We start from the raw sequence: 26,540 nt of genomic DNA on the forward strand, positions 1-26,540 counted from the left end.
AATATCATCAAATGTAAATGGTCTCATGTAGTTATATATGGTCAAAGCACCATACTGATGCAATACACATTATTTTGGTGCTTTTCATTAAGACGTGATCTTTTTCACAAAGCCTCACAGCGCTTTAACATTAATGTCTTACACGAAAGTATGTTCTATCTACTTCCATGAAAAAGGCCCTTGAACTCAAAGTCAAAGGGCCTTCAAAACTAAGTACTTATATGTAGTTGCCTATCTTAGTTCAGCTTCGCCAGCAACTCCTTAATAGCAACGCTTAGTTGACGGTCTCTGTCAGAAGCGACGTCGTCAGGTGAGTTATAAACCAAGATATTTGGCTTCACTTCATTGTTCTCGAACCATTTACCCTGATCATTTTTGAAACCAAGTTGCGGCACACCATATTCTAACAATGGTTCTTGCTGGTTTTCCCAAAGCACGTAAGTTCCCGTCCCTGGCACGCGTTCACCCACTAGTTTTCCAATTCCCTCTTTCTGATAAAAGTAAGGTACCACTGAACCATCTGAGTAACTCGATGCATTCGCTAACATAATGCTAGGTTTTGCCCAACGGCGAAGTGGGAAAGAGCCTGCTGAATAACCATCTCTCGATACCGCTGAACTGTGTCTTACGCCAGATAATAGATTCATTATTTGATCATGTAAGTTCCCTCCGACATTGTATCGGACATCAATAACAACCGCTTCTTTATCTCGATATCGTCCAAACAATTTGTTGACCAACTGACGATATGAATCGTTACCCATTTCAGGAATATGAATATAACCCAGACGTCCATTTGATAGCTTATTGGTCAGCACTTCACGCTCCGTTACCCAACGTTTATACGAGAGTTTCGCTTCGTCAGACAACGAAACTGGCTTAACGGCTACGGATATCGTCTTCTTATTCCCAGGAGTAAGAACAGATAGTCGAGTTACTTTACCTTCTAGGTTATTGAGTAATGGATAAATATCCTGACCAGGTTGAACATCTACACCATTGACCGAGTAAATAATGCTACCTGATTTAATCGGGTTATTCGGCAGATCCGCTGGCCCTCCTAGTAGAACGCTACGAACTCTTGCACCTTTCCCTTGATATTTGTCATCGTAAATTATGCCGAGTGATGCTGGCGACTCCCAGTTACCTGGGTGCATCCTATACGTAGAACCAGTGTGCGAGGCATTCAACTCACCAGCCAACTCGCTTAATAGCTGAGCAAAGTCGGTATAATTATGTATGCTTGGTAAATGTTTTGCATACGCCTCTCTATACCAATCCCACTCTACTCCATGTAGATTCTTGTCGTAGAATTTGGTCTTGGTTAAGCGCCATACATGGTCAAAGATATATTGTGTTTCTTTCGCAAAGTCATATTCGGCATCCAAGCTAAAATGAACGTCATCACTATCGCCATTAGCCAAATCGATTTTCTCTAGTTGTCCATGACCGATGAGCATCAACATCGTTCTGTCAGGCGTTACCGTAATGGCTTGGATGTCGTCCGCGGAGCGTGTGAACATCACTTCATGCTCCCCTGTTAAAAGGTTCAGGTGCACAAATTCGATATCATCGCCTCGTTGATTGGCAACAACCATTTCAGTGTTGTCGGGAGAAAGGTAACTCGCCAAAATTGACATAGAATAAGGCGTTAAGCGTTGGATTCTATCTTGAAGGTCGTTGACATCAATCAGAGTTTTATGGTTTGGAGCAGCAGCGTGTTCTTCTTGCTCAGCTAACCACGCTTGGTCTTGAGATAGGCCCAAGTTCGCTTCTGTCTTTTTATTTAGAGTGACCGCATATACGTCACCATTTACGGTACTGCCATCCAGTTCTGTCAGCCCGTCTTTGTCTGATGTCCAGTAAACAACCTGACCATCATCAGAGAACTTTGGCGCAGATTGAACAAATCCGCTGTAGCTCAATGTGATGGGTTTGTTCTCGCCTTTGCTATCAAGTAGAACAATATTATTAGCACTTAACGTACTACCATCACGAGATACAATATACTGATCATCTGGCGACCACTGATAACGCCAATCTGAATCCTCGTAAGAATACATAGATTGGCTGTTAAGAAGTGTCGTTTTGGCGCCATCTTCAATAGTCATTACTTTTAACGTATTTCTTGATTCTCTGTATGCAATGCGAGTGTCATCATGAGACAACACAGGTTGGGTCTCATCTACCAGCGTATCCGTGAGTTGCTGTTCTGTTATCTGACTTGCCGTAAGAAAGCTCTTATCGTGATCGCCTATATGACTCGCAAATAAATCCCAATTCCCTGCTCGCTCAGAGCCATAAAGTAATGTCATTCCATCACTAGAGAACGAAATGTTTCTTTCTGCTTGTGGGGTATTCGTCAACCGACGTGCCTCTCCGGTCAACGTAGAGATGACAAATACCTCCCCTCGAGCTACGACGGCGACTTCCGGAGCTGTTGGTGATACCGCTAGTTCAGTAATCTCATAGGCCAAATTCACGTTTCTAGTACTGCTATCACTGCGCGCTTTACGTATTTTGATGTCAACTTCATGCGCTGCCTTATCGCCTTTCCTCTTAAGCCAAATACCACCGTCAAACCCGTAAGCTAAATCACCTTGGGTGCTAATCGATAAAAACCTAACGGGTAACTTTTGATGATGAGTTACGGCAACAGCATCACCTTCAGGCTCAGTCAAAGATTGCTTCCAGATGTTAAAACTGCCTGAACGTTCAGATAAGAAATACATGGACTGGTCATCCTCAGACCAAACTGCGTTGCGATCTTCACCTCTAAACGTTGTTAGTTGTGTGTGTTTGTGAGTTTTAGCGTCATATTTCCAGATATCTCTTGCAGCATCTGATTGAGCACCTTTGCGCCACTGTTGTTCGGTATACGAAGGCAAATCAGTATACAAAGCCTGACTACCATCATGAGAGACCGAATAACTACTCACTGAATTTTCTAACAAGACCTGCTCTCGACCACCCTTTGCAGGAACTGTATACAGTCTGTAGGAGCGGCCAAAAAATCCGTTATTTAATTCGCTATCACCATTACCGATCCTAAAAGATTGAAATAAGACTTGGCTACCATCGGCACTAAAGGAATAAGGGATATCCTTGCTACCGTGGAAAGTTAATCGTTGAGATTTATGAGTGTTCATGTTCAAAACAAACACATCTCCCCGACCATACTGGTTAGATTGGTATGCTAACGACTGTCCATCAGGAGACCATACAGGATTCGAGCTATAAACCGTCTCACTTGTAAGCGGAACTGCATCGCCACCCTTTGCGTTTGCTACCCAGACTTGGCCACTGTAAGTAAATGCAATCTGATCACCGGCCGGAGAAATAGCAATGTCTCGATACCATGATGAGCCATCTGATGTTTGTGCAATAAGCAAAGAGGCGTGACTAGCCGAGAAAAGGACAAAGCCCACTCGGGCTAAATGTGAAAATTTCATGGATTCCCTTAAGTGTTGCGTTTTTACCCATCATGCCACAGATTTGGGCGGGAAATTTTCATCACGAAATCATTGTAAATACAGACAAGTATTCGTCACTTTATCAAGCAATCACTCACCAAGAAAATATGCGAGATAATCTCCTACCCAACCTATATCACACAGCATTTAAATACTGCAAAATGACATATCCAATCATCTTTGCACTAATGAATTCTTATTCCTCAACCTTGCGTCATGGCCTCAGGCATACACAAAAATACAAGTTGCTACAAAGTATTGACTCTGCTCTACCAAAATTAAGGGAATAAAAACTAACGCCATCTAGTTTTGTTTCATTTTTGTTACTACTTGTTTTGCGTTACACTACGGAGTGCAAAAAACGTTGTACCATAAGGATATGGATTGATGAGCAACACCTTTCCCACTCAGGCTATTCGCAAAACCCTTACTTTAGGCGCATTTGCTATTCTTAGTTTCTTAGCCCTATTTTTCTATACTCAACATTCCGTTGATAAAACCAAAAACCAATTGATTTCGCTTCAAAAGAGTATTCTTACCGCATCTAACGACATGCTAATGATGCGTCGTCACGAAAAAGATTTTATTGATAGAGTCGACCACATATATCTACAGAAAATGGAGACGGATTATCAAAACATTCTGGAGCAGCTAGGTTCGATCAATGCAACCATTATTAATTCCGGACTAAATACAGATTACGATGGGCAACAGGCATTATCCCATGTCGATGATTATGTTCAACGCTTCTACTTACTGGCTGATATTGTGTTGCTTATTCATGGTTCAGAGGGTGAAACCGGCCTTATTGATAATTTAAAGCAGAAGACGCTCGCATTCGAGTATGCCTTGATTCAAGCCAACTCAACACCACTTGATTACATTGCTCTAACAACCAAAGATTTAATGTACCAGTTCTTCGCCGAGTTTGACCCTACTGTTCTACCTAGAATTGAACGAACCCTCGTTCAAATGCAATCAGAGTTAAGCGCTCAGGAATCCTCATACGAACTCCTATATAGATTTCAGGAGTTTCGACTTGCTTTTTATGCTCTACAAAGCGCATACGAGAATTTTGGGTACTCCTATCAAGAGGGACAACTTGGTGAACTCAGAGCCACCATTCATAAACTGGAAGGTAAACTGAATACCTTGTTTAATATCTTACCAGAGCAGATAAACAGCGAAATCGTTAAGCATGAGAATCATCAATCTCTTGCTACTATTTTGCTCATCGCTGCCATTGTTCTCATCCTACTTTATGTTGTTAGACAAACCTCTACCCTAGAGAAACAGCTGATTGATGCAAGAGAGCACGAAAAACAAGCGAATCAAGCTAAGAGCACATTTTTGGCCAATATGTCTCATGAGATTCGTACGCCCCTTAACGGTATTTTAGGTATGACTGAGATCCTCGGAGACTCCAAGCTTAGTGCCATCCAAAAAGATTACCTGACGACCATCAATGCATCATCTCAGACCTTACTCATGTTGATTAACGATATACTCGATCTTTCAAAAATCGAATCCGGGCATTTAGAGATTTGTCCTCACACGACAGCAATAAAAGAGACGATCTTTGATACCGCGGCACTAATCGCACCCAAAGCACAGCAGAAACAAATCGATATTCTCATCGACATCGATCCAGAGATACCTGACTATGTGAAAGCCGACGAACAAAAAGTTCGCCAAACATTAATGAATTTAGCTTCCAATGCGATTAAGTTTACTGAAACAGGCAGCATCGCATTCTCTCTAAAGTTTAGAGCTCAGACAGAAGACAGTGTCACCATTGGCTTTTCCATCCAGGACACAGGGATAGGCATTGATGAAAAAAAGCAGAAGCACATTTTTGAAGAGTTTAAACAAGAAGATGTCGATACCTCGAAAGACTATGGCGGCACTGGTTTAGGCCTGGCTATTTGCGCAAAGATGGTGGAAATGATGGGTGGCAACATTCATCTTGAATCAATTAAAGGAAAAGGCTGTCACTTTTACTTTGACCTTGAATTCAGCCGCGACAGCCATAGTGTAAGTTATGAGCCATCGCTACATGTTCAATACTTCTCAGACTATCCAAATCCACTGTTGCTTTCGGAACTAGAACGTTACGGAGTGAAATACGTGCACGCTGCTGTATCAGACATCAACACGCTAGAACTCACTGTTGATACGATCATTATTCTTGATAGCAATGCCAACTTCTCTTCGGTTCAATCACAATTCAAAGAGCATGATATTGTCCTGTTGCGCGATAACAAAGAAACCGCGAATGCCAATGGATTACGGGTTTCTGCGTTTCTAACATCACCACTATTTGGTAACAGATTGATCAACAGCCTACGTAACCTTACGGCGACTAGAGCACCTACGACTAGAGCACCTACAGAGGTGACTAGCACCAATGACACCAATCTAAAATCGGAGAGAACCTTTAAAATCTTGGTTGTTGAAGATAATAAAGTAAACCAACAGATCGTTAGTTTAAATTTGAAGAAGCTATCTATTGACTTTGTGATTGCCAATAACGGTCAAGAAGCAGTTGAGATTTATCAACGAGACTATTCGACTATTGGACTTATACTTATGGACTGTATGATGCCCGTGCTTGATGGTTTTGAAGCCACCAAAGCAATTCGAGAGTTCGAAGCTGAGAATGCTCTTAAGCAAACTCATATTATTGCCCTAACCGCTTCGGTGCTCGATGACGATATTCAAAAGTGCTATCAAAGTGGCATGGATGACTATTTACCCAAACCTTTCAAACGCGAAGTGTTGATGGAAAAGCTAGACTCTAAGTTCCAAGCATCCTGTTAAACCAAGGAGTGTTTATGCTGAATAACTACATCGATGTCCTAAAGAACAACTATGCGAACTTCAACGGCCGAGCGACGCGCAAGCAATACTGGAGTTACGTGTTGGTCAGCTTTGTCATTGCCTTACTATTCAATATCATCGATAGAATCGTTGGTGCCGGTAGTGAGCAATTCGGGTTATTTGGTACGTTTTATTCTTTAGCTGTACTAGTACCAACATTGGCTGTGGGATGCCGACGACTACATGACACTGGTCGAAGTGGTTGGTGGTTATTCCTTTATTTGATTCCTTTGTTAGGCGCTCTCATTCTAGTCATCTTTTTCATTTTCAAGAGTGACCATGACAATGAGTACGGAGCCGCTCCTCCTTCACTTTAGTAAGTAGAAAAAGAGACTCACGCAGAGTCTCTTTCGATTTTTTGAGACCCTTATCAGGCCCCAATGATGCCGCCATCTGTACGCGTAATCATCATTACAGATGAACGTGGTATAGAATTACCACCTTCAGGGAAATGTGATGGAGCAAGGTCTTCGCCAGGATGCTGCACACCAACAAACATCGTCTTATAGTCTGGAGAGAAGGTTAACCCTGTAATCTCACAAGCAATTGGTCCAGTCAAGAAACGGCGGATTTCACCCGTTTGTGGGTCACTACAAAGCATTTGGTTGTTGCCCATACCCGCAAAATCACCCTTGTTTGAATATTTGCCATCAGTTTGAATCCATAACCTTCCAGCGAGGTCAAAACCAATTCCATCAGGGCTATTGAACATGTTGTCCTTATTGATGTTGTCACTGCCAGCCATCAAACCAGCTTCGTGCACCTCAGGATTGCCCGCAAGTACATAAATATCCCAGTTAAACGTGCCTGCTGAGTGGTCACCTTTCGTCGGCTTCCAACGAACGATGTGACCATATGGGTTCTTTTCTCTTGGGTTTACTGCATTCAGTGGCTGTGAATCTTTAACACCGCGATGTTTATTGTTGGTCAACGTACAGAAGACCGACTGATTGTCCGGATGTACGGCTACCCATTCTGGACGATCCATTGTTGTCGCACCAACTTGGGTGGCTGCCTCTCGAGCAAAAATCATCACTGAAGCCGCATCAGGGAAGCCGTTTTCAGGTGTTAGACCATTCTTACCCCATGTAAGCTCCAACCACTCACCAGTGCCGCTCAATTCACCTTCTGTTCCAGTGAATTTAGCAACGTATAATGTTCCTTCTTCAAGGAGATCACGATTAGAATCTGCACCTGCTACGTATTTTTTCTTAGATATGAACTTATATAAGTGCTCACCACGTTCATCATCACCTAAATACACCACAACATGGCCATCATCATTGATCGTCAATGCCGCATTTTCGTGTTTGAAGCGGCCAAGAGCACTACGCTTTTTTGGGGTTGCATTAGGATTCATCGGATCAACTTCAACAACCCAACCATGACGATGCGGTTCGTTAGGGTCTTTAGCCATATCAAAACGCGTATCATACTTATACCAGTCATACCCTCTGTCTTTATTACCCAGACCATAACGCTTATAGCGGTCGCCTAATTCACTACCAGAAGTATTAGCGAAATAGCCATTAAAGTTCTCTTCGCAAGTTAGGTAAGTCCCCCACGGCGTTTGCCCATTAGCGCAGTTATTAAACGTACCGAGTATCTTCTTACCCGACTTATCAGCATTGGTTTTAAGCAGTTCATGACCGGCAGCAATACCCGTCATTTCCATTTCTGTGTACGCCGTGATTCGACGGTTTAGGCGGCCATCTACATTCACTTGCCACTTGCCATTGTTCTTTTCTAACTCAACAACCGACACCCCGTGTGCTGCCTGTGCTTTTCTAGCATCATCTGCTGAAATATTATTACCTTGATGCTCATAAAGGTACTCGTTGTTGGTGTACTCGTTATTCACAACAAGAACAGCTCTGTCGTTGGAAATTAAGAAAAACGTCATACCGTCATTGTTGTCACCAAATTGAAGTTCCTGTGCCTGCGCATTATTCGACTGGCTAAACGCCGGTGCACCTTTTCTGATAACGTCACCCCAAGAGATCAATACATCTGCCTGATAACCTTCTGGTACTTCAACTGTATCGGTTGTTGAAATAGGAATAGCATCAAAGCCAATTAACTGCGATTTGCTTGGCATAGTGTTAGCAACAGCCTGACTAATAGGACTCGCAGCAAAAAAGCCAGCCGTTCCAGCAGCCCCCGTTGCTTTTAGAAAACGACGACGCGACATAGCAGCTTCAACAAAACGATTGAATTCTGGTTCTTGGTCGAGCGCTCTTTGATCTGGAGTTCGATTAAAATGCTTCACTTTGACTTCCTTTCTACTAAAGAAAAGGCCATTAAATTGGCCGTTATTACTATTGTGGCCGCTATGATGCAATCAAATTATGACATCTCAGTTACAAATAACTAACACTTATATTATTAGAAGTTTCTTTATGGACGATTTGATGTCTGTATAAGTTAACCTCCCTACACAAACACTGCTATGAAATAGATATTGCTTTTAAGTACAGTATTACTCCAATAACAATCGAACACTAAACCTTAACAAATTGTGGATTTTTCTTTCCTTACTATTTGAAATGTCGCTGCTTTTGTCCGAGTCTTAATTGATATGGATAAGAAATGAGCTAGGTATGGACACAACATTCTCTTCAGGTATTCAGGGCATTAAAAAAGTGCTGCTGCCATCAGTGCTTATCAATATTCTTTCTCTTGCCGTGCCTTTAACGGTGCTACAGATTTATGACCGCATAATTCCAAACCAAAGTTACGGCACTGCGACGTTGCTACTAGCAGGCGCAACGATAGCGGTATTACTTGATGCTTTACTCAGATACGTTCGTTCTAGGGTACTGGCCGCAGAATCTTCCATGCTCGAACAACAACGTTACGCAGAAACAGTTCGGGCGTTAGCAACGTCACCTATTAAGGAAATTAAGCAATTAAAAGTGGGAGGCGTTCAGAACGGATTAGAAGCTATCGCAAAAATCAAAGATCTCTATTCAGGGGGACTTCTATCTGGATTGATAGATATTCCTTTTGCGCTGTTGTTCCTATTTTTAGTTTACTATGTTGGCGGAAGCTTAGTAGCGGTACCTATTGTCGTATGGGCTATTACATTCAGCTTCGTCTGGCTGTCAGGTAAAAGAGCAAAACAACGAAGCTTAGAGCATGCCATTACCGAGGACGCAAGAGCGGGGTTTGTACTCAATCTCAACCGTAACATTCTTGGTATCAAACGTCAGGCAAATGAATATAAGACGTATGCAGCTTATAAGGGTATTAATCAGGAACATCGACTTACTCATTCAGAAGACGAACGAAAGAACGCCTTCGCTCAAGAATGCATCTATCTAGCCTCCTTGGGAACCTCCGTTATTTTAGTCATAGCCGGTGCCTCCCATGTTCTTTCTGGAGAACTAACAACTGGTGGGCTTGCTGCTTGTTCCATCTTGGCTGGCCGAGCGGTAGCGCCACTTAGCGCACTGACTAGTTTGAATATTCGTTATGCTAATATGCAAACCGCCATACAAAGCGTAAATGCGTTATTAAAACTCTCACCTCAAGACCAGAGCATAAGCGCTGCTTTACCATCTTTTTCATCACTACATATGAACAATCTAGCAATAAAGCGCTTCTCAAAAACCTATGTAATTAATGCCAGTATTTCTTCAGGCTCAATCTGTCAAATCACCTGTCCCGATAAGGAAGCAGCTAGCCACCTTCTCACTACAATAGGAGGGGCTAATCAGGAGCATGCCGGTCAGTTCTTGTTAGATACCGACACAACTTCTGCTTTGTCGCGCCAATATTCGAGCTCTTACATAGGGTCTCGTTCTTCAATTCTTCAAGGCTCTATTTTAGACAACTTATGTGGGTATAAGCCCGAGCTTTCTGAACGCGCCTTAGCATACAGTAAGTCACTTGGCTTGTATGACGTGCTAACTCAGCTACCGGATGGTTTCGAAACCAAACTGGGGGATCTTCCGACTATACCGTTAAGCCACAGCAGTATCCGCTTAATCAACATTTGTTTTCAGCTCGCTCGCCCTACCTCCATTATTTGTATTGATTTACCTGAATTGGACTTAGACATAGATACTTGGCCTAAGTTAGCAGAAATCATCCAAACAGAAGCGAACAACGGCCGAACCATATTTCTAGTCAGTTTTAATCACACTTTTACCTCTATATGTGACAACACGATCTTATTGCAGCTTGATGCGAACGCTGAGCAAGGAGAGAACAATGAATAATATTGAAACAGCCTCATTGTTGTCACTCAGAGCACTTGAAGTGAACAGCAACGTCGATGTGTTCGCTCATCAATGGGTAGAAGAAAATGGCCTCGATAACTTAGAAGACTATTTGAGTATGCTCGACCGACTCAATGTGCCTTATCGAATCGTCAATGCACAGCAACAGCTTCATACGAAATCTTATAAAGTGGCAGTTTTGGTCACCGACCAACAACTGATAATCGCTCAACCCAAGGACCAAGTCTTATTCGAAGTAACCAATGACACCCCTTTTTCATCACAAGATTTAAAACAATTCAGCATCGCGATCTTACTAGAGGGCTCACCTCCTGATAAACCCGACCCCAACTGGATGGGCACAAGGTTGGACGCTTACAAAGCGGTGGTCCCAAAAGTTGCGTTAGCGAGTTTGTTTTCTAACTTATTCGCACTGGCGATTCCTTTCATCACAATGTCCATCTACGATCATGTCATTGGTGGTGATGCAGCCCACGAGCTACAGGGAATTGCAATAGGAGCAGGCATTCTGTTTTTCATGCTTTGGTTGCTTAGAGTGGTACGAAGCCAGACGTTAACCACTGTCGCCAATCGAATAAGTCGCGAAATTTCCGATGCGCTCATTAAAAAGCTACTGACCGGAAGTTATAACGTTTGTAAGGCAACCCCTCAACAAAGCCAAATCAATCAATTGAGTTTTGCGGATAGAGTCGCAGGGGTTCTCGCTGGCCCTCTGGGAAACGCGCTATTTGATATCCCATTTGTCCTGCTATTCATCATAGCGATTGCTATATTGGGAGGTTGGTTAGTCATCGTTCCTATTGTCGCCCTCGGTCTGTATTACGTGGTCGCTCGCAGTAGTATCAAAAATTCAGCTTTAAAAGCCAATCAATCCACCATTGCAGGAACCAACCGCCAAATGCTCATAGCCGAGCTATCTACCCACCTCGGTTTTATGCGTAGTGGCCAACTACTAGAAGGTTGGTTGTCTCGATTCGATAAAGCAAACCACTTAGCCGCTCAGAATGGCTTCAAACAGACAGTACACCAAGCGAAATACACATCGATTTACTACGCCATAGGCGTGACCTCGACGCTCGCTGTCGTTGGTTTGGGCATCGATTTGATTTTTAACCAAGTGATGTCGGCTGGTGGACTGATCGCAACCATGATGTTGATTTCCCGAGTAACAGGTCCGGCCCAAACCCTCGCTAACAGCGCTTTTAGGCTTCAGCAGCTTAAGCAAACACAAATGACGATCAATCGAACGCTCACTCTAAATTCGGAAGAAGCATATCGATATCAACATCATACTTTGCCAAGTTCACCGCCACGGATTGAACTCGACCAAATTACTCTCCGCTATGCTAAACAGGCTAAACCGGCTCTTAGTGGGGTAAGTGCAGTCATAGAGCCAGGAGAAATCATAGCCATTACAGGGCCCTCTAACAGTGGTAAAACAAGCCTTATCGACACTATCGCAAGTTTCCAACCAGTGCAAAACGGTGTCGTTAATATCAACGGTATTAACTTAAGCCAATACGCGCCATTGCTCTATCGCCATTGGATGTTCTACAAAGCTGCTCATCCTCAAGTGCTCCTGACTAACATCCGTGAATGGTTCTCGGATAAACAAGAGATACAAGATGCAGAAATTATCCATGCTATTGAGCAAGCAGGTGGTAAAGATTGGCTTAACTCATTACCAGCTGGACTTGATACCAAACTCACCGAATTCTGGCCTGCCAGTATGTACGATTTATTGTCACGTTATGAAGCTAGAATGTTGATTGCTGCAAAAGCCCTCGCCATTCATTACCCTCTCTATTTGCTCGATAACCCTCTTCATGACTTGTCACCTAAGTCCGTTGAACTGTTTAAGACCTTCCTTAATAAAAAAAGAGGTCACTCTACAATTCTATTCAGTTCACAAGATCCCGAGTTAATTAAGCTAGCAGACAAAGTTATCGTCTTAAACCAAGGCGCTGTCGCCTACTTTGGTGCCCTGAACGAAGAGAACAATAGTGACAGCACAATGGAGGTCGCTGCCAATGAATAAATCTCAGTATGCTGAAGCAATCGAATCACAACAGACCAAGAAGCTATTGTCTGTAATCACTTATTCAATCGCCTTGTGTGTGATTGCATTTGGTACTTGGTCAGCTGTAACTCAAGTTGATGAAATTGCCAAGGCAAAAGGCACGGTCGTCCCAGAAGGTGAGCGTCAGGTCATTCAAAGTGATATTGGTGGCAAATTGAAAACCATTTCTGTCGCAGAAGGCGATATGGTCGAAGAGGGTCAAGTGTTGGTTGAGTTTGATGCGACCTTCCAAACAACAGCCTTGGAGGAATTGAAAGCTCAACAAGCTTCTCTCAATTTAACGATAGAAAGATTATCTTCACTTATTGACGAGCGCGAGCCTAATTTTGATTTATACCAAAGCCAATATCCAGAACTCGTTGCACAGCAGAGAGCTCAGCGCAGCGCGCAAATTGCTCTTTACTATCAAAAACGGATAGTGCTAGAAAAAGAGGCGGAGCAAATCGCAGAACAATTACGCAGTACAGAAAAAGCCATTCCAGCTTACGAACGCCAGTTAAGCGCGTCAAAACAAGAGCTCAGCATACTTCAAAAAGGACAAAAAAGCGGTAATATTTCAAGACTTCGTGTTCTTGAAATGCAGCAAAAAGTAGCCTCTATTGAACAGCAAATTGAAGAAGCGAGGGGTAAAAAAGCTCTGCTAATCAAACAGGCAGATTCTAATGATGAAAAGATCTCCCAGTTGCTCGCAGAAGCCAAAGTCGAGGTAGCCGATCAGCGCTCGAAAGCTACCTCTGAACTCTCTGCACTAGAAGCTCGTGTTCGCTCTGGAGAAGCGAAGCTGACTAATACTGTTTTGACGTCACCACTACAAGGTTTAGTTCAAAGTATACCGAGTACAAAAGTTGGTGCTGTAATTCAGCCAGGGGGAACCGTGGTCGAAATCGTGCCAATTGGAGGCACGGCAGACTTTAAAGCTCAGCTATCTCCGAGAGATATAGGTTTTGTTAACGAGGGACAAAGTGCGAGAGTCAAAATTGATGCCTACGACTATAGTCGATTCGGAGCTCTTAAGGGTATCGTAGAGTCCATCTCCCCTACAACCAGCAAGGATGAGAAAGGCAATATCTTCTACGAAGTCACCATTGCAGTCGAGAAGCCCTACTTTAGGGACGACCCAGATAGATTTGCGTTGTTACCGGGAATGACCGGTGAAGTGGATATCACCACTGGCGAAAAAACGGTGTTCCAATATCTGTGGAAACCGATATTCACAAATATCAGCCGTGCCTTTGGTGAGCGATAATCTTCTCAATCATTAATATTCGCTAGTTTGACTAACGCCCTTGATGAACAAGGGCGTTTTGTTGTTAGCGAGTCAGATCATCTGGTAACGTTGGATCTTGCATATCTTGATGGTCATTATCGATATCTTGGAAGTGCTCAATATCACTTTGAGCACCATGATGCGCCACATCACTTTGATGTTCGGTCGTAATATCATGCTGCTCCGCGTCATCAAGTACAATATCAAGATCATCAGGCAACGGGCTTTGCTCTATAGGTTGAAGCCCCTCTTGCTGAGTAATACCTAATTTATCCAGATAGTTTGAAGCATCATGTTGCTGGTGGTCGTCATTACCCGACGTAGCATCGCTAATTCCTAGCGCAGACATTATCGTTAGAGACTCTCCATCCGCTACCGCGTTATCGTCCATCGGCTCATCATTCAGAACCGGAGGTGGTGGAGGCGGCGGTGGGTTGATATGGCTATGTGTGTGTCCTTGAAGGTCTTCAGTCGTAACAGCACTTACCCCTGTTGCTGAGTTGTGGGTTGTCACTTCCGTTGCAAAGTAGTGATGGCTGCCACTTATAGGCTGAGATGAAACCAGCGTAACATGTCCGTTTGTAGGCACGGTGTAACTGCCATCTGGGTTTGCGTGAATCGTATGTCCAGCACTTTGCAAAGTGACATGAGTTTGCAAATGCGTTATCCGGATATCCGTGACAGTTTCATCATGAGAAGACAGGTGAGCTTGGATGCTTACATCACATTCATAATGCCCCTGGCTTTGAACAGGAAAGTTCGCAGGAAGGTGCCCTTTTAGTACAGTGCCATCACCCAGAATGATGTTTTCAATACTTTCTATCTCCATCTCTTCATGCCCATCACTGAGCTTTTCACCATGGTCACGCAAGCGTGGTGCGTTTTGGCGATTATAGGCACCAAGGATTAGCGTGTCTGAACCATGCCCCCCCTCAATCTCCTTGTCTGTCAGGCTACCGCCGATATAAAGAATGTCATTACCACTCTTCAGTTCGGCTTCTTCTGTTAAGCGCCCTTGCACAATAATAATGTCTGAGCTGCCATGCCCATTTATCTCATGGTGCCCGCTCGCCGTTGTGGCGGACTGCCCTATACGGTGAGCGTAATCTCGGACTGTGGTGGCAGTTATGGTTGGGGTTACATGACGAGCATGCCGAGCATCAACAGACACACTGATTGTCGGTGGCGTGTAAGGCACAGGGTCAGTATGACCATTAATGGTCATGGTAACTTGTTGGCTGGTTTTCCCACCATGCCCATCATCCACCAGCACAGTAAAGGTGTCGTGCAGCACATCACCATCATTTAACGCGTTAACGCGTGAGTTAGCATTGTCGAGATGATATGTCCAAGTATTACTATGACTATCTAGTTGTACCGAACCATAACTCGCACCATGACTTGGATCTAGGCTCAAACTGAGCGTATCCCCATCGATATCTTGAGTCGTCAGTTGTCCGGTTGAGATTAAGTTGCCATCTTCGGTCACCACGTGTCTGCTGGTACTTTGACCTGGTAGCACTTTTTCTGAAACCGTAGGGACGTCATTGGTTCCGGTGACCGTTATCACTATGTCATGCGTGGTGCCATCTTTTGCTTGGACTGTAATGGTTTCTGTATCCGTCTCGCCTTGCTTAAGCTGCTGTACAATGGGGTGCTGGTTGTAAAGGTCGTAGGTCCAGTGTCCACTACTATCAATATGCGCATGCCCATATCCTTTACTACCGACAATACCCACACCGCCTTGCACCGCAATAAAACCTTGCGTGCCATCAGGGTCAGCCACATTTAAGACCCCAGCTGTTTGGGTGTGAAGATCCTCTTGAGTTCGACCCGTTGAATCACCTGTGAATACTGCAGGGTCAGGAACTGCGACAATATTAATTAGGTACACTCCAGGCTTAGAGTCAGTATGCCCATCGTTTGCCGTAAATCTAATGCCCCCTAAGCCACTCGTATTAACACTATGGTAGTTCGGTGTTGGGGTATAGATTAATGAAGCCAAATCCACAGCGGCCACGTCATCACCAACAGAAATTGCCTGCCCATTGAGTGTCAGTGAACCATGAGCGATGCTGGTAATGGTAATGTGATGCAGTGAATCCCCATCAACATCTGCGTATTTGAAGTCGGATTTGGTAAAGCTGTGAGGTGTATCTTCCAGTAAACTGGTAAAGCTTGAACCAACCGTCGGCGCATCATTGATCGCGTTCACATCGATGACCATGGATGCACTCACCGAGTCTTGATGGCTATCATTCGCACTGAACTCAAAATGCGCATAATTAGCGCCGCTCTGATTTTGTATTGGTGTGAAGGTTAAATGACCCGCGTCTAGGTCTGCTTTAGAAACTTGTTGATTGGCAGTGACAGCCACACCATTCAAGGTTAACAGACCGTGGGAAGGTAACTGAGTAATCGTGATGTGGTTTAGTGCATCATGATCAGCATCTTGGTAGCCAAACTCTGCTGCGGTGAAAATATGACTTTGGTCTTCATCGCTTGTGACCGTTTGTGGTGTCACCGTTGGTGCATGTTGAGCTGGCGGCTTAACCTCTATGGATAGCGTATTTTGCGAGGAATCATTAACTGGGGTACCGCCATCGTCTCCGACTCGATATACCATGTTGGGTACTTTCCCAGCGAAGCCCGTTTCAGGAGTAAAGATGTAGTGACCATTAGCTTCAATAGCCAGTGTGCCAATTCCCGCTATGGCATGAGGGTGACCTGGAGTGACAGCCACGTAATTCCCCGACACAGGATCTTGTATCTGAATATCTTGAAGAACAAGGTGGGCATTAGTGTCTGAATCTGTCGCCGCAGCCGCTGCGCCTTGTGAGGTGCCTACACCAGAAATGAGATTACCTTCAATGGGTCCCGTGTTTTGGACGCCAGAGTCCGTGAAACTATGTATCGTTGGTCTATCCGTCGAACCACTAATGGTCACTGAAATCGAATGTTTAGTGCCGTCTATTGAGGTAATCTCGATACTATCGGTTAAGGTCTGGCCGTTATCTAAATCTTGAATGTTTGAATCGCTGTTGTCGGCAGTATAGACCCATGTACCATCTGGTTTAATCAAGAAGTGACCATAGGTACCATCTTGCGAAATTTGGTTCTGACCTTTTAGATCTAGTGCCGCTTCGCCTTGTCCGTCAACATCAGAGATCACAAGGCTTCCACGACAAAATAGTGCATCTTGAATAGTGGTTGAACCGACAAATCGAGTGTTGTGTTGCAGGTTGGTATCTTCAACAAGGCTTGCTGAATCGCCAGTAAATGTTGCCGCATCATTAACGGCAGCTAAGTTCATTGTGGCGGACGTCGATACTGAAGCACCATGTTCATCTTTGACGTCATAAGTAAACTGTACCTGTCCGTGATAATTTTTCTCTGGTGTGAAACTGAAGGTTCCATCTAAGTTATCGACTATCTGCCCATGATCAACACTCAAGTTGTGCACACTCAACTGACTGTGGTCATCAACATCACTGGCATTCGCGAGTAAATCCGCCGCGTTCAATGTGACTGGCGTGTCTTCTGTACCTTGAGATAAGCTCACCGCGGAAGTCACGACAGGAGTGTCGTTAGTACCGTGTACGGTCACTGTAATGGTTTGCTGAGCGGTTCCATCAATCGACTCAACCGTAAAGGTTTTCTGGTAGCTTTGTCCTTCGCCTAAATGTTGTAGCTTGGCATTGTCAATTGTGTACTGCCATCCGCCGCGAACATTGATAGAGAAATGTCCCCCTTCTGGCGTATCAAAACTCTGAGTAACGAACCCCGCTTGACCATGGTCGGGGTCGATAACATGTAAATTTCCACCACTCCACACTTGATTTGGCGTACTTCCCGGTGACAGGTTATCTTCATAAGCATGATTATCTAATGACGAATATTGCCCAACGACAATACGAGCTTGATCATCTTCCCCAATGACTTTAACGATGATGTTGAGTTTCTGACCATCACTGGTTCTGACCTGATAAGGGATCTCCATCGATTCCCCTTTATGAAGGCTATCGATCAAATCATCGGCATGTCGATTACGAGCTGATTCCAGTCGGAACTGATAAGAACCATCAGGCCAAACAGTTAGATCTCCTGGAGCATAACCTTGTCCCATATATCGACCGCTAAAGGCAAATTGAGTGTGATCACCCGCGTCGGGATCCGTAAGTTGTAAGTTGCCATGGTAAATCGACGTTTTACTTAATAAGGCTTCAGACTCTGACACTTGGATAACATTGGATGTCAATACGGCTTTGTCATCGGTACCTTCAATCGTTAAAGTTGCCGACTGCGGTGTTTGCCCTCCATGCCCATCATTAACAAGATAGCTTACTACGACTTGCAGGGCTTGACCTACGGCAAGATGCTGAAAAGTTGAGTGTGTTGCATCAACAATCACAGAATGTCCATCTGCACCTAAAACCAAACCGTCAGGCAGACTAGTCGTTGCGATAGCACCATCGACTGAATATTTGATTTGGGATACAGACAATGCATCCCCTTCTTTGTCTGTTGCGCCAGTTAAAAGATCAACGGAGTGATTATTGGTTGAGTCCTCTTTGATACTATCAGTAATAGGTTGAACGTCAGGGCGGTCGTTGACTGCAGCTAATGTCGTGTTTGCTCCTGTATGTGTAATTCCGCCATGCCTGTCAGCAACATCGTAAGTAAAATGAACGGTACCGTTGTAATCATGATCTGGATTGAAGGTGAAACTGCCATCCGAATTAGCGGTAATACTACCGTGGTCTACCGTAAGATTTTGAGCGTGCAGCCAACCCCTGTCGTTTGAATCGGCATCTGTAGCGTTGGCGATAAGTTGTGCCTGTGTAATATGTATTGAGGAGTCTTCTTTACCAGACGGTAAAATCACCTCACCACTCACTACGGGCACATCGTTATTACCACGTACAACAACCGATACACTTTGTGAAACCTTACTGCCATCAGTAGACACGGCCTCAATAGTAAAGTGCTCCCAGTATTCGTCTCCGTCACCTAGTTTTGTCGCTTTGCTCTGGTCAACGTCATAGTGCCATTGGCCATCGGAACTTAAATGGAACGAACCATACTGACCACTAACGCCACTTGTAGGTGTTGCTGTCCAGCTCACGGAGTCATGAAGGTCAGTATCATGTGCCGTCACGCTACCTGCAACAGAGGCGCCTGTTTGAGCATTCTCTACAACATGACCAAGCTCCGATTTAGAATAAATGACGACCCCATCCTCACTACCACTTACTTTGACGGTAATAGGAAATTCAGTGCCGTCAGTGGCGATTAACTTGATCGATTCAGTAAGTGATTCACCGTGCTTTAACTCTTGAACGTGAACATTAGAGTTGTCGCCAATATAGCTCCATGAATGCTCACCCGCATGCGGCCCACTCACTAAGGTATGAAACTGAAACTTACCAAACGGAGTGGTCACATCTAGGTCACTGCCCAGATTCCACGTATATTGCTGTCCAGCAAATTCAACCGTTACTTGTGTATTCGGGCTGTCCACGTCTGTGATTTGTAACGTTTGCCAGTCGACAGCATCCATGATGTTTACATTGGTCGACATGTGAGTGGCAACATCTTCCGTAGCAGTGCCATGGTCAGCACCTGTAATAGTGGTTTTGTCGTCCACTGCGGCAAGAGTAGTATTTGCTCCCGTGTGTGTTGTTCCTCCGTGAGCATCTACAACATCATAAGTAAAGTGTACCTGTCCGTTGTAATCTTTGGTGGGTGTGAACGTAAAAGTACCGTCTTGATTATCTCTGATAGAGCCATGGTCAACTTGAAGATTGTCCACGTGCAACTTACCCGCATCACTACTATCAACGTCCATACTATTGGCCAACAACTGCGCTTGAGTGATAGTTTGTACCAGATCCTCTTTTCCGGAATTGAGTTGCACCTCTCCAGAAGCAAACGGAGAGTCATTATCACCGTGGATGGTAATAACAACATCATGAGTCGTGCCATCCGCACTTCGGATGGTAATGGTATCGGTCAGGTTTTCGCCTGTATTGAGTTCATCTATTTTGCGACCTACCGCGCTATTGCCTACATCAACGCTATAATACCAATCACCGTCAGGCTGGAGTATTAAACGGCCATACTGACCAAAATACTGATAGGTCGGAGCATTGTTATCAAAGTGTGCCTCGCCAGAATCATGATCAACAATGTCTAGTTTTCCTGAGGTATGTATCGAATCATTCCATAAGTGAGAAATAATACCCCTCTGATAATCAGGAGAGCGATCGGCATAGGTTGACTCGTAGACATCTCCACTATCAGCACCAGTAATCTGCGCTGCATCATTGGTGCCTGTTACAGTGATATTGAGATCTTTAGTCGCGCTTGCTCCATGCTCATCCGTGACGGTAACTGGAATGGTGAGAATCTGAGTCTGGCCTTTCGCTAAGTGGTCGTAGCTCGCATTGGTTGGATCAAACGTGTAGCTACCGTCAGCATTGAAAGTTAGCCCATCCACAGACTTGGCAATGGAGTAGACTAATGTCGCACCGTGGTCGATATCACTTCCCTGCATCTGACCATTGAGCAGCGAACCATCTTCATTCACCGTTTGGGTTTGCGCCACAAGAATCGGTGTATCGTTGGTACCCACGATATCGACAGTAATCACATGGGTGTCACCGCCAAGTGTTTGCACCTGATATTGAACGTGCTTCGTTTCACCTTGCGCTAAATGTTGTAGGTTGCCATTCGGGACGCTGTAAATCCAACCTCCCGCTTTGTCTATTGAAAGGCTGCCGCCATATGGATCACTAATCGCGTGAGCATTCAAGGTATGATGGAAGCCACGTTGACCGATGTCCGGATCTATTACATTAAGAACACCACCAGTAAATACTGTATGTCTTGCGTCGCCTTGCACGTGAAGATCTTCTGTCACTAAGCCAGTGCTTTGGCCAGTAATGATTGCCGCATCATCAGTGCCCTTAACGAGTATTTCCACTTTCTGAGTGGCACGGGAACCATCACTAGAGATAGCGACAATATTAAATGCCTCAGCCTTCCCATCACCACTTCTCAATAAATCAACTTTTGAAGCATCCAAGTCATAATGCCAATGCCCAGCTGGATCGACGTAAAAGGTACCATAGCTGCCTGCTTGAGATGACGCAGAGCCTGTTAATTCAAAAGAGACATGATCGCCCTTATCGAGATCGTGCGCCTGAAGCATACCAACAACAGTCGTTTTGATATCTTCAACTGCCGTTCCTATAGCCGCTGTTAGCGCATCTGGAGTGTCAATAATGACATGATCGTCTTGACCTTGGATGGTCGCTGTTACTGGAATTCGAGTACCATCTTTTGTGATGAGCACCATAGTGTCCTGAAGCTGCTGCCCGGTCTTCAGTCCTTGTATTTCTGAGCTAGTATTATCGGCAGTGTAGCTCCATTTGTTGTGACCGTCGGTGCTATGTGTCGTTGAGAAATAACCATGGTTTGCAGTCAGGCTCATGCCAAAATCTGCTGGCACTGCATGCTTGATACCATTAACTTCGATAAAAGCGACTTCTGCCTCTGAAGCACTATCCACATCGGTTACATCTAAATTCGTCCAACCAGACCAGAGTTGCCCAGCGGTACCAGATCGCAGGTGATCCTCTGTCACCGAACCTGAATCTTGTCCAGCAGCCAGTACACTTGCGTCATTGGCGGATGCAAGATCGAACGACGCACCTGTCGGTGTAGAACCGCCATGGGCATCATGAACGTCGTAACTGAAATGGATTTTACCGTGATAGTTCAGCTCTGGCGTGTAAGTATAGGTTCCATCATGGTTATCGCGGATAGAGCCATGGTCAGCAAGCAAATTGGCGACCCTCATCAATCCTGCATCGTTACTGTCAACATCAACAGCATTCGCCAGCAAATCAGCCTTGGTGAAGGTTTGGCTGACGTCCTCTTTGCCAGACTGCAAGGTAACTTCTGATGAAACGTAAGGAGCATCATTATCCCCATGTATGGTTATAACAATATCGTGAGTGGTTCCATCTTTGGAATGAACGGTGACCGTATCGGTGAGAGTTTCCCCTTGACCCAACTGATCGATTGTTGAGCCTACTGTGGTTTTGGTGGAGCCTAAGTGCCAATCGTGAGTACCCGCAGCAACGGCATAGTCCCAATGTCCATCTGGTCGAAGCAGTAGGTGCCCATATTGACCGCTATATGAATACACCTTGCCATTGGGGTCAAACTCACTTTCACCAGAATCAGGATCCACAATCGTCAGTTGACCGCTTGTTGTCAGAGAGTCTTGACCAATAACCCCAATGCCGGGCTTTGCATAGTCAGGAGACTTATCCTGCCCTGCTTGATTCTCATGTACATCACCAGTATCCACGCCTCCAATAACCGCGGCATCTCCTTTACCTTGGAGGTTTATGGTCAAGTTTTGCGTCGAGCTTGCACCATATTCATCGGTCACCGTCACCGGAATATCTATGATCTTGTGCTCACCGTCTTTGAGCTGTTGATAGCTAGTATGAGAAGGGTCAAACGAGTAGCTGCCATCAGCATTAAATGTCAGCCCATCAACAGAGTGAGCTATCGAATATGTGAGCGTCGCACCGTGGTCAATATCTCGGCCTTGCATCTGTCCATTAAGACTGCTTCCATCTTCTGTCACTGACTGTGTTTGTGCGCTGAGTGTTGGCGCATCATTAGTGCCATGTATATTTACTTCAATCGTAAACGTTGTCCCATCTTTAGCTCGAACCACGCACTGATCAGTAAGCACTTCACCTTGACTTAATGACTGAACTTGGGGCTGATGGTCTCGGATCGTATAGGTATAGTGGCCATCGCGCATCAACAGAATATGGCCGCCAAGCTTGGTATCATAGCCTATGCCGTTATAGGTTTGCGGGCCGTAGTTAATATCAAATTCCGCTTCCCCTTGATCGGGGTCGACGATGTCGAGTTTACCTTCAAAGTGAAGCTCATCATGGGTATCGATATACCCCCTATCTTCTGTAACTCCCGCTAAATGATGGTCGGTTGATGCGTAGCTTATTTGTGCATTATCTGACACCGGCTTGAGTACCGAGTTCGCTGAGGTGATAACGCTTCCACCATGTCCATCATGGACTTCGTAGCTAAAACGCACTGGTCCGTTATAGTTGAGTTCTGGGGTAAATGTGAACGAACCATTGTGATTATCTGTAATGGTGCCAGCGGAAGAACCGTCTGCCTTGAGTGCAATAAGGTTGGACACTGATAGATGTCCCGCATCATTTGCGTCTACATCCGATGCATTGGCAAGCAAGGCGGCGCTACTGATGATATAAGGCTTGTCTTCATTACCAGGTGGCAATGTCACTGTCGAGGAAACTTCAGGATCATCATTGGTACCATGTACCGTCACAGTAATGACTTTTTGCGCAGAACCATCTTTTGATTCAACGGTAAATTGCTCTTGGAAGCTCTCCCCCTTGCCCAACTGCTGAATCGCAGGCAAGCTGTTGTCAATGTGGTACTGCCACATGCCCGTTTCTGTCACCGTGAAGTGACCTCCGTGGGCCGACACTAATGTTTGAGGCTTCAATTGATCGTCGTCATGGTCAGGGTCAATAGCCTTAACGATACCCGTTGCAAATAGCTCTGAAGGGTATGCCGGAGACGTCATCGAGTCTTCGTGTAAGTGATTGTCTGTCGTACCGTAATTAACAACAATCTGAGCGCTATCTTCTTCACCATGAATGGTCACGGTGACAGGTTTTGTTTGCCCATCGGCGGTCTTCACATTGAAGGTTTCGGTGAAACTCTCACCAGGCTTCAATGCTGCCACCGTTTTTTGAGCATTGGCAGTACCGACGTAGTTACCTTGAAGAAAGTACTCGTAGTGCCCATCAGCACGTAGCGCAAGAGAACCCAATCGAGAGCTAGATTGATAGATCATATCGACGAACTGAGGATTGTCGGTAGTATCAATATCCGTTAGTTGAAGAGCTCCTTTGATAGAAGTGCCGTGATAGGTGTGCTCGGCAACAGCTTCACCGATATTTATTGAGCTCGAAACCAGCTGCGCTTTATCGTCGGTACCAACAATTTTTACAGTGACACTTTGAGGCGTTGAAGCTCCGTGACTATCCGTGACTTTGTAACTCAGCTCAAACGTCGCAACCTCACCTTGCGCAAGATGCTGGAATGTAGAACTTGATGGGTCAACCTGCAAATGACCATTAACTATGCCAAAACCGTCAGGAAGCCTCTCTATATGACCATTCACTTTAACTTGAAAAAGGCTACCCACACTTAGCGCGTCACCATCCACATCTTGAGCTTGGGATAATAAGTTGATGTCAAGGTGTTGAGACTGGTCTTCATGGAACTGAGCGGTTATTGGAGTTACTGTCGGCTTATCGTTAGATCCTTCGATAACAAAGGACAGCTCTTTTTGATCTTGCCCACCCGCAGTATCAGTTACAATGACAGTGGTTTTCACAGTCTTTGTGTCGCCAACTGCTAAATGTTGGTACGAGGCATGACTAGGATCGAAGGTATAACTGCCATCTGAGTTGAATGTCAGGCCATCAATTGGGTTTGAAGTGGTGTACGTCAGTAAGTCTTGGTCAACATCAGTGGCTACCATTTGACCATGGAAAACCGCGCCATCTTCTTTAACCGGCTGCGACTGGCTCGTCATTACCGGCAAGTCGTTAACACCATCAATTTCTATCTTTATTTCATGAGTCGTTCCATCGACCGATGCTACAGTAAACGTTTCATGTAGCTCATCACCTTTACCCAATTGTTGAACTGCGGCTTGTAGGTTATTAGCTTCGTAACTCCAATGACCATTCGCATCAATACTCAAACTACCAAATTGACCAACAAGTACTTGTGAAGCAAAGTGTGCTTCACCTAAGTCAGTATCGACAACCGTTAGGTCGCCCTGTGTCTTTATGCTGCCATTTTTGACATGCAAATCTTCTACGACTACACCAGAGTCGACCCCAGAAATGACAGCATTATCATCGCTCCCACCGATAACTATTTGGATATTTTGACTTGTGTGGTCAGCGGTATGGATTGATATTGTTTCAGTAATTTGCTGTTGAGAAGAAAGCTGCTGTATTGCATTGAGGCTGTTATCAACTTGATATTGCCAGTGCCCTTGTTCATCAATAGTTAATGTCCCAAATTGCCCTTTTATGACTTCCGCTAAAGTATGCGATTCACCATGATCAATATCTTGTACTTGAACTTGTCCAGCAACGGTAAGTAAACCAGAGGAGTCAACATTGATGTCTTCTTGAATGTGACCAGAAACTTGACCTGTAACATTAGGGATGTCATTAGTACCCGTTACTCGAATAACAAAGTTTGCATGAGACGTCAGTCCCACTGAATCAGTCACAGTTACGGGTACTGTCAGTTCTTTAACTTCGCCCTCTTTCAAGCTCTGATAAGCAGTATCCGTCGGATCAAAAGTGTAAGTACCATCTGGATTCAGTGTTAAGCCATCCACATGAGTATTTGTAGCAAAACTTATGGTTTCATTGGTGTTTTTGTCTGTCGCAATCAATTGACCATGTACCAGTTGCCCATCTTCTTTGACCTGTAATTGTTGGTTAGAAATTTCAGGCCTGATAAATTGCGGTGCATTCTGATGTGAAAAAGGTTGGTGTAGATAGTCTTGAAAGCCAGTTAAAGTACTGCGTGGCGAAGAAGTTGGTTCTGAGGACTGGTTAACGTTATTGGTAGCCAATAAATGAGAGTTTGTGTAGGCGTGAACTTTATAATGGTGCAATTCCAATCTCGCACTTGACGCAATATGAGCGTCTCTAGCTTCGTTTGTATCAGCGTTTACAAGCTCTGACTCTTGTAAACTTGCACCTATGTGATGGGTATCGGTATCAGAAGACTCACCATGATGCAGTGCTTCTGTGGTTGGATGACTAGTTGGGCGTAACAAGTTTTCATTACCTTGAGCACTTGCATGTCTAGTAGCTAGAGAAGGTAATATCAGAGCTAAAGCAGGAGGTAGACCGACTTGGTATCGCAAGGTACTAAAAAGGCGACGTTTTTTTTCGTTTTTTTGCTGCTTCTTACGGCTAACGGTCTTTTGGGGTAGAGTTTCCTTTATACTCTGGCCGCTTTGGGTCTTCGCTTTATCACTCTTTTTATCCGTCATTCGTCCATTCCTAACTTCTAACTCTTTCATAAAGTTAAGGATATGGATGAAGAATTTGCTAATTATTCTTATCGGTTTTGCTTATTTTTCTATATAGAATCAAAACAAAAGTTTCATTACAAGTTGGTCTAAGTCAGCAAAACAAATCAGGCTAATGTAGACGACAATAAGTACCGCTATCATCAAGTAGTAACAAGCCCGTTTTGTTGCATCACTTAGCTGTCGACTCATTATAAAGAGCATTTCTTACCTCTCTTTGTTACATAGACGCATACATAAAAACAATAATCATTGAAAATGACAGCAGTGTTATTTGGCTTCAATTCAGCAAAGTAAGTTTCGGAAGCAAGTGCACATAAATAGACTAGAATTAGGAATTATCTTTTTCAGGAACGTAAAAAAGACTGTGGTAACAGGTAAT

At 44.5% G+C, this 26,540-nt stretch carries 8 protein-coding genes; 5 read left to right on the top strand and 3 right to left on the bottom strand.

Annotation, left to right across the window (positions count from 1 at the left end; all coding sequences use genetic code 11):
* Positions 1–236: 236 nt before the first annotated feature.
* Positions 237–3,452, bottom strand: a complete 3,216-nt coding sequence (locus OH456_RS06310) for a S41 family peptidase (protein ID WP_270033072.1) — start codon at positions 3,450–3,452, stop codon at positions 237–239.
* 408 nt (positions 3,453–3,860) lie between these two features.
* Between OH456_RS06310 and OH456_RS06315 the strand changes: the two genes are divergently transcribed.
* Complete coding sequence (locus tag OH456_RS06315; RefSeq protein ID WP_270033073.1) at positions 3,861–6,293, top strand: hybrid sensor histidine kinase/response regulator; 2,433 nt, start codon at positions 3,861–3,863, stop codon at positions 6,291–6,293.
* A 14-nt stretch (positions 6,294–6,307) separates the two neighbouring features.
* Positions 6,308–6,670 (top strand): DUF805 domain-containing protein, encoded by a 363-nt coding sequence (locus OH456_RS06320; RefSeq protein ID WP_051647556.1) that lies wholly within the window; start codon positions 6,308–6,310, stop codon positions 6,668–6,670.
* Between the two features lie 53 nt (positions 6,671–6,723).
* On the opposite strand, the gene OH456_RS06325 is transcribed toward OH456_RS06320, so the two are convergent.
* Positions 6,724–8,544 (bottom strand): PhoX family protein, encoded by a 1,821-nt coding sequence (locus OH456_RS06325; protein ID WP_270033327.1) that lies wholly within the window; start codon positions 8,542–8,544, stop codon positions 6,724–6,726.
* Between the two features lie 409 nt (positions 8,545–8,953).
* On the opposite strand from OH456_RS06325, the gene OH456_RS06330 reads away from it, so the two are divergent.
* Genes OH456_RS06330 through OH456_RS06340 form a run of 3 tightly spaced genes read left to right on the top strand, consistent with a single transcriptional unit; the run spans position 8,954 to position 13,923 of the window.
* Positions 8,954–10,576, top strand: coding sequence for an ABC transporter transmembrane domain-containing protein (locus OH456_RS06330; protein WP_270033074.1), 1,623 nt, complete (start codon positions 8,954–8,956; stop codon positions 10,574–10,576).
* Complete coding sequence (locus OH456_RS06335) at positions 10,569–12,635, top strand: ABC transporter transmembrane domain-containing protein (protein ID WP_240205855.1); 2,067 nt, start codon at positions 10,569–10,571, stop codon at positions 12,633–12,635. Before OH456_RS06330 ends, OH456_RS06335 begins: the two co-directional genes overlap by 8 nt.
* Positions 12,628–13,923 (top strand): HlyD family type I secretion periplasmic adaptor subunit, encoded by a 1,296-nt coding sequence (locus OH456_RS06340; protein WP_270033075.1) that lies wholly within the window; start codon positions 12,628–12,630, stop codon positions 13,921–13,923. Before OH456_RS06335 ends, OH456_RS06340 begins: the two co-directional genes overlap by 8 nt.
* Positions 13,924–13,987: 64 nt before the next feature.
* Here the strand turns inward: OH456_RS06340 and OH456_RS06345 are convergent, their stop codons facing one another.
* The gene (locus tag OH456_RS06345; protein ID WP_270033076.1) at positions 13,988–26,119 is read right to left on the bottom strand and encodes a VCBS domain-containing protein; all 12,132 of its coding nucleotides are present in this window, start codon (positions 26,117–26,119) and stop codon (positions 13,988–13,990) included.
* Positions 26,120–26,540: the final 421 nt, after the last annotated feature.

This window comes from Vibrio sp. La 4.2.2 (assembly GCF_027586995.1).
GTDB classification, from domain to species: domain Bacteria; phylum Pseudomonadota; class Gammaproteobacteria; order Enterobacterales; family Vibrionaceae; genus Vibrio; species Vibrio mediterranei.